The 6,036-nt window shown below is 44.5% G+C and carries 4 protein-coding genes; all 4 read right to left on the bottom strand.

Features of this window, described 5'->3' with window-relative positions; translation table 11 throughout:
* On the bottom strand, positions 1-317 hold a 317-nt coding region (locus A1D16_RS13760; protein WP_290710448.1), incomplete at its 3' end, for a PfkB family carbohydrate kinase.
* A gap of 10 nt (positions 318-327) precedes the next feature.
* A complete protein-coding gene (locus tag A1D16_RS13755) occupies positions 328-1,785 on the bottom strand; it encodes an amino acid permease (protein ID WP_290710446.1) in 1,458 nt (485 codons plus the stop codon).
* A 153-nt stretch (positions 1,786-1,938) separates the two neighbouring features.
* Positions 1,939-2,541 carry an OmpH family outer membrane protein gene (locus A1D16_RS13750; RefSeq protein ID WP_290710444.1) on the bottom strand — a complete coding sequence of 201 codons (603 nt, stop codon included), beginning with the start codon at positions 2,539-2,541 and terminating at the stop codon, positions 1,939-1,941.
* Between the two features lie 172 nt (positions 2,542-2,713).
* Positions 2,714-6,036 (bottom strand): DNA-directed RNA polymerase subunit beta' (gene rpoC / locus A1D16_RS13745; protein WP_290710442.1); only part of this gene is annotated, 3,323 nt, incomplete at its 5' end.

The following is a 6,036-nucleotide window of genomic DNA, read 5'->3' as shown; positions in this document are numbered from 1 at the left end:
GTTTTACGCTCGTGGCTGAAAATTATGAAAGACGTATCAATGCCTGCATCCGTAAGTAAGGTATCTAATTGTTTACCATCTGCATCCTCTCCTAAAACGGAAAAAATATGTACATGAGCGCCTAAAGCAACCAGGTTAAGTGCCACGTTTCCGGCACCCCCGATCCTTTGTTCGCTCTTATCCAATGCAACAACAGGTACCGGGGCTTCTGGTGAAATGCGATCTACATGGCCCCACCAGTACGTATCCAGCATAACATCTCCTACTACAGCCACTTTTATGTTGGTAAAGGACTCAAACAGCTGCTCAAAATTCATATACATTACGTCATTTTACAGTTCCTTTTTTTCCGGCTACTGCAATAAAATAAATGGGGATTCCGATGAGTACAATCAGCAATCCGAAAGAAGCAAATTTAGGTTTTGTATATAAGAGCGCAAAACACATAGCAGTGGCAAGCAGAATATAACAGGCCGGCAAAACAGGATAGCCAAATGCCTTATAGGGCCTTGGAGCATTAGGCTGAGAACGCCGCAGCTTGAAAATACCTATAATCGTTAATACATAAAAGATCAGTACCACAAAAACCACATAGTCCAGCAAATCGCCGTACTTTCCACTAAGACAAAGGATACTGGCCCATACGCACTGGATCCAGAGCGCCTTAGAAGGCACACCGTTTTTATTCAGGGTTCCGACCGATTGAAAAAATAACCCATCTTTTGCCATGGTATAATAAACTCTTGCACCGGATAGAATTAAACCATTATTGCAACCAAATGTAGAAACCATGATCATCAGCGCAATTACATCCGTACCCATGCTGCCAAAAATATTCTGCGAGGCAGCTACAGCAACCCGATCGTCCTGGGCAAAAGCTATATCGTTTAATGGTAACACAGCGGTATACATCAGGTTGGCGCATACATAAATAATGGTAACGATCAGGGTTCCAAAGAACAAACTCAGCCCAATGTTTTTTTCCGGACGTTTGATTTCACCCGCAATAAATGTTACGTTGTTCCATGCATCACTGCTGAAAACAGAGCCAACCATGGCGGCTGACAATGCTCCAATAATAGCCGGCCAGTTTTGATAAAATGTTTTTTGAACGGTTTCACCAACGTATACCAACTCGTTTCCGGCTTCTGTTTTTGCCAGTTTTCCAAAACTCCAGGCATCGGCCCAGTTAGCTTCCCAAATACCTGCTTTTGCACCGAGTATAAAGCCAAAAATGATCAATCCGAATAAAGCCAGCAGCTTTGCCAGCGTAAACGTGGTCTGAATCAATTTTCCTTCTTTAACCCCCCTTGTATTGATATAAGATAATAGCACCACTACAAGAATAGCAACGAGTTGGGCAGATGAAATCTGGATATATCCCATATCCAATAAAATCACTTTTTCGCTCAGGGAAGGAAAAATATAGGCGGCAAATTTGGAGAAGGCAACCCCTACGGCAGCTATGGTACCCGTTTGAATAACCGCAAAAAAACTCCACCCGTATAAAAAACCGACCAACGGGTTATATGCTTCTTTAAGATAAACGTATTGTCCGCCAGCTTTAGGGTACATAGCACTTAATTCCCCATAACTCAATGCGGCGATCAATGTCATAAAGCCGGTCAGCAACCACACAAAAATCAGCCATCCGGCGCTTCCAACATTCCGGGCAATATCGGAGGATACAATAAAGATACCGGACCCGATCATAGAGCCGGCAACGATCATGGTAGCATCCAATAAGCCTAAACTGGGTTTGAACGAAGCGCCTTCCTGGGCCATAAATAGTTAGTTTAGGAGGAAAGATAGGGAAAAGAAGGGAGAAGGGAAAAGGGGGGAAAAGACAAACCCGCGAAATTCGCGGGTTTAAATTCTTTCATTTCTCAGGCTAAACTTCTTCCCTTTCCCTCTTTCTCCTTCCTCCTCTTTCCCTTCTTACTTCTTCTCCCCGGCTTTCTTATATTCCGCATTCAGTCCCTGAATGATTTGGTCGGTAATATTGTAAGCAGTATCGCGGTAGAACATCAGTTCCGGCTCGTAGGAAATAATATAGGAATAGCCTTTGTCCTTGTTAAATTGACGAAGGTATTCTTCGATTTTTGTTTTAATGTTTTTCTTGTAGTCCATTTTCAGGTTCTCCAACTGCTGCTCCAGGGTGAGGCGACGTTGCTGATAGTTTTGCTGCATCTGGCCATATTCACGCTGCACGGCTTCCGCTTCAGACTGACTCATGCTAGCCCCTTTTTGTTGCCATTCGTTTATTTTTTTCTGGTAAGACCGTTCCAGTGAAGACAACTCTTTATTCATATTCTCTTCTTTCACTTTGAGTTCGCCCAGTGCATCTTTAAAATACTCGTATTTGTTCTGTAAGGAATCAATATCAAAATAAGCGATCCTGAACTCAGCTGATTGATCACTTGTAGTGGAGGATGCTGCATCTGTTTTTTTACTACCGGATTTAGAACCCATGTGCTGAACCAGCAAATAACCACTAATCAGGGTAGCAACAGCACTTAAAACCAGAGAAAGATACTTCATGAAATAGTATTTGATAACGGCAAATTAAGGGATTTGGCAGAACCTTTTACTGACCTTTTAATTTAGACCTAATTTTAACGCTTTGTGTGAACATCACAAAAAATTATTGCCGAATTAAAAGAAAAAGTGCCTGATACCTCCCGGCATCAGGCACTTTGTATAGTTAAACAACTTACTCTTCGTCGTCGAAATTCATCGCCTCGCGGGTCGTCTGAAGCAATTCGTATTCTTCTTTGCTTCCCACGATCATGTTTTCAAAATCACGTAAGCCGGTACCTGCAGGTATCTGGTGACCAGTGATCACGTTCTCTTTCAAGCCCATCATATCATCGGTTTTACCATTGATAGCAGCAGTACTCAATACTTTCGTAGTTTCCTGGAAAGAAGCTGCAGAGATCCAGCTTTGTACACCCAATGATGCTTTGGTGATACCTAATAACAAGGGGTGAGATGTAGCAGATTGAGCATCCCGGTATTCTACCAGTTTCTTATCTGAACGACGCAGGATGGAATTTTCTTCCCGCAGATCACGCAGATTTACAATCTGACCGGCACGCATACGGGAACTTTCCCCCGGTTCGGTAACCACTTTTTTATCGTAGATCCAATCGTTTTCTTCGATGAAGTCAAACTTATCCACGGTATCGTCTTCCAGGAACTTGGTATCTCCCGGATCTACAATGGATACTTTTTTCATCATCTGGCGAACGATTACTTCGATGTGTTTATCGTTGATCCGTACACCCTGTAAACGGTAAACTTCCTGGATCTCATTTACCACGTATTCCTGTACAGCAAAAGGTCCTTTGATCGAGAGGATATCACTGGGTGCAATCTGCCCGTCCGACAGGGCTACACCTGCTTTCACGAAGTCACCATCCTGTGCAAGGATCTGGCGGGTCAACGGCACCAGGTATTTTTTGGTAACCCCATCCCGTGCTTCCACGATTATCTCGCGGTTACCCCGTTTGATAGCACCAAATGCAACCACCCCATCAATTTCCGACACAATAGCTGGGTTACCCGGATTACGTGCTTCGAACAATTCTGTAACCCTTGGCAGACCACCGGTAATATCACGCAGTTTACCCAACACGCGCGGAATTTTAACCAATACCTGGCCAGCTTTAACCTCTTCTCCTTCATCCATGATGATATGAGAGCCAACAGGAAGGTTATACGATTTAATCTCTTTTCCTTCCACCAAAATGGACGGAATTTTAGTTTTATCCTTGGTTTCGATAACCACTTTCTCACGGTGACCGGTTTGTTCGTCCGATTCTTCGCGATACGTGATACCTTCTATAACATGCTCAAACTTAACGGTACCAGGAATTTCAGCAATAACTACGTTGTTATACGGATCCCAGGTACAGATCACATCACCTTTTTTCACTTTCTGACCATCCTTCACGATCAGGGTGGCACCATACGGGATGTTTACCACGTTCAGGAGACGATCGTTTTCAACATCCATATTCCGGATTTCACCAGTACGACCGATTACCACCTGAACCTTTTCGCCTTCCTGGTTTTCTGTGGTTACAGTACGTAATCCATCAAACATCATTGTACCATCAAACTTGGCGAGCAAGCTAGATTCTACAGAAGCCGATCCGGCCACACCACCTACGTGGAAGGTACGGAGGGTCAGCTGTGTACCCGGCTCACCGATGGACTGGGCGGCAATGATACCTACTGCGTCCCCTTTCTGAGCAGTGTACCCTGTGGCAAGGTTTTTACCATAACAGTTTACACATACACCACGTTTGCTTTCGCAGGTCAGTACAGAGCGGATCTCTACTGTTTCAATACCTGCTTCTTCAATTCGCTGTGCCGTGAAAGCTGTAATCTCTGTACCTGCTTCAACGATGAGCTCATCGGTAAGAGGGTCATAAATATTATGGAGAGAATTTCTTCCTTCAATCCGGTCTTTCAGTGGTTCAATGATATCCTCATTGTCTTTCAATGCAGTAGTTGCAATACCACGCAGGGTTCCGCAATCTGTTTCAGTGATCACCACATCCTGTGCAACATCTACCAGACGACGGGTCAGGTAACCTGCATCGGCCGTTTTAAGGGCGGTATCCGCCAAACCTTTACGGGCACCGTGCGTAGAGATAAAGTAATCCAATACGTTCAGTCCTCCTTTAAAGTTGGAAAGAATCGGGTTTTCAATGATCTCAGAACCGGTAGATCCGCTTTTTCTCGGCTTCGCCATCAGTCCCCTGATACCTGCCAGCTGTTTAACCTGCTGTTTAGATCCACGGGCACCTGAATCCAGCATCATGTAAACAGAGTTGAAGCCCTGTTTGTCATTTTGCATTTCGCGGATAAGGGTCTCCGTAATGCGGGTATCTACCCTCGACCAGATATCAACGATCTGGTTATACCGTTCGTTATTGGTAATGAGACCCATATTATAGTTGTCCCACACTTCGTCTACTTCAACTTTTGCATTCTCCAGCAATTGTCCTTTCACATCCGGAATAATCAGATCCTGCGGGTTAAACGACAGGCCACCACGGAATGCCATGCGGAATCCGAGGGTTTTGATTTCGTCCAGGAACTTAGCCGTTTTAGGTACATTGGTAATATTGATGATATCACCGATGATATCCCGAAGCGACTTTTTAGTAAGCAGGGCATTGATATAGCCTACTTCTGCAGGAACAAACTGGTTAAAGAGAATACGTCCAACCGTTGTTTCGGTCAGTTTTTTTACCAGCTTGCCTTCGTTGGTACGAACATTCACCCGTACTTTAATGGGAGCATGCAGGTCGATCCTGTTCTCATTATAGGCAATGATTACTTCTTCCGGAGAATAGAAGCTCATGCCCTCACCACGTACTTTTTCTGTTTCAGTGGACTTCTTACCCTTGGTGATATAATACAGACCGAGTACCATGTCCTGTGAAGGCAGGGTAATAGGTGTACCATTCTGGGGGTTAAGAATGTTATGCGCTGAAAGCATCAATAATTGTGCTTCGAGAATAGCGGCATTGCTCAAGGGTACGTGTACCGCCATCTGGTCACCGTCAAAGTCGGCGTTGAAGGCCGTTGTTACCAATGGGTGAAGCTGAATCGCTTTTCCTTCGATCAGTTTAGGCTGGAAGGCCTGAATGGACAAACGGTGCAGTGTTGGGGCACGGTTTAACATTACAGGGTGTCCTTTCAGAATATTTTCAAGAATGTCCCAGATTACCGGCTCTTTTTTATCTACCAGTTTACGGGCGCTCTTCACAGTTTTTACAATACCCCGCTCAATCAGCTTGCGGATAATAAACGGCTTAAACAATTCTGCAGCCATATCCTTCGGTAATCCGCACTCATGCATTTTAAGTTCAGGACCTACCACAATTACAGAACGACCAGAATAGTCTACCCGCTTACCCAAAAGGTTTTGGCGGAAACGCCCTTGTTTACCTTTCAGTACATCTGAAAGCGATTTCAGTGCACGGCCGCCTTCTGCCTTAACAGCATTTGATTTACGGC

The organism is Flavihumibacter sp. CACIAM 22H1, assembly GCF_001601815.1.
Classification (GTDB): Bacteria; Bacteroidota; Bacteroidia; order Chitinophagales; family Chitinophagaceae; genus Flavihumibacter.
This window is presented reverse-complemented; position numbering and strand designations above follow the sequence as displayed.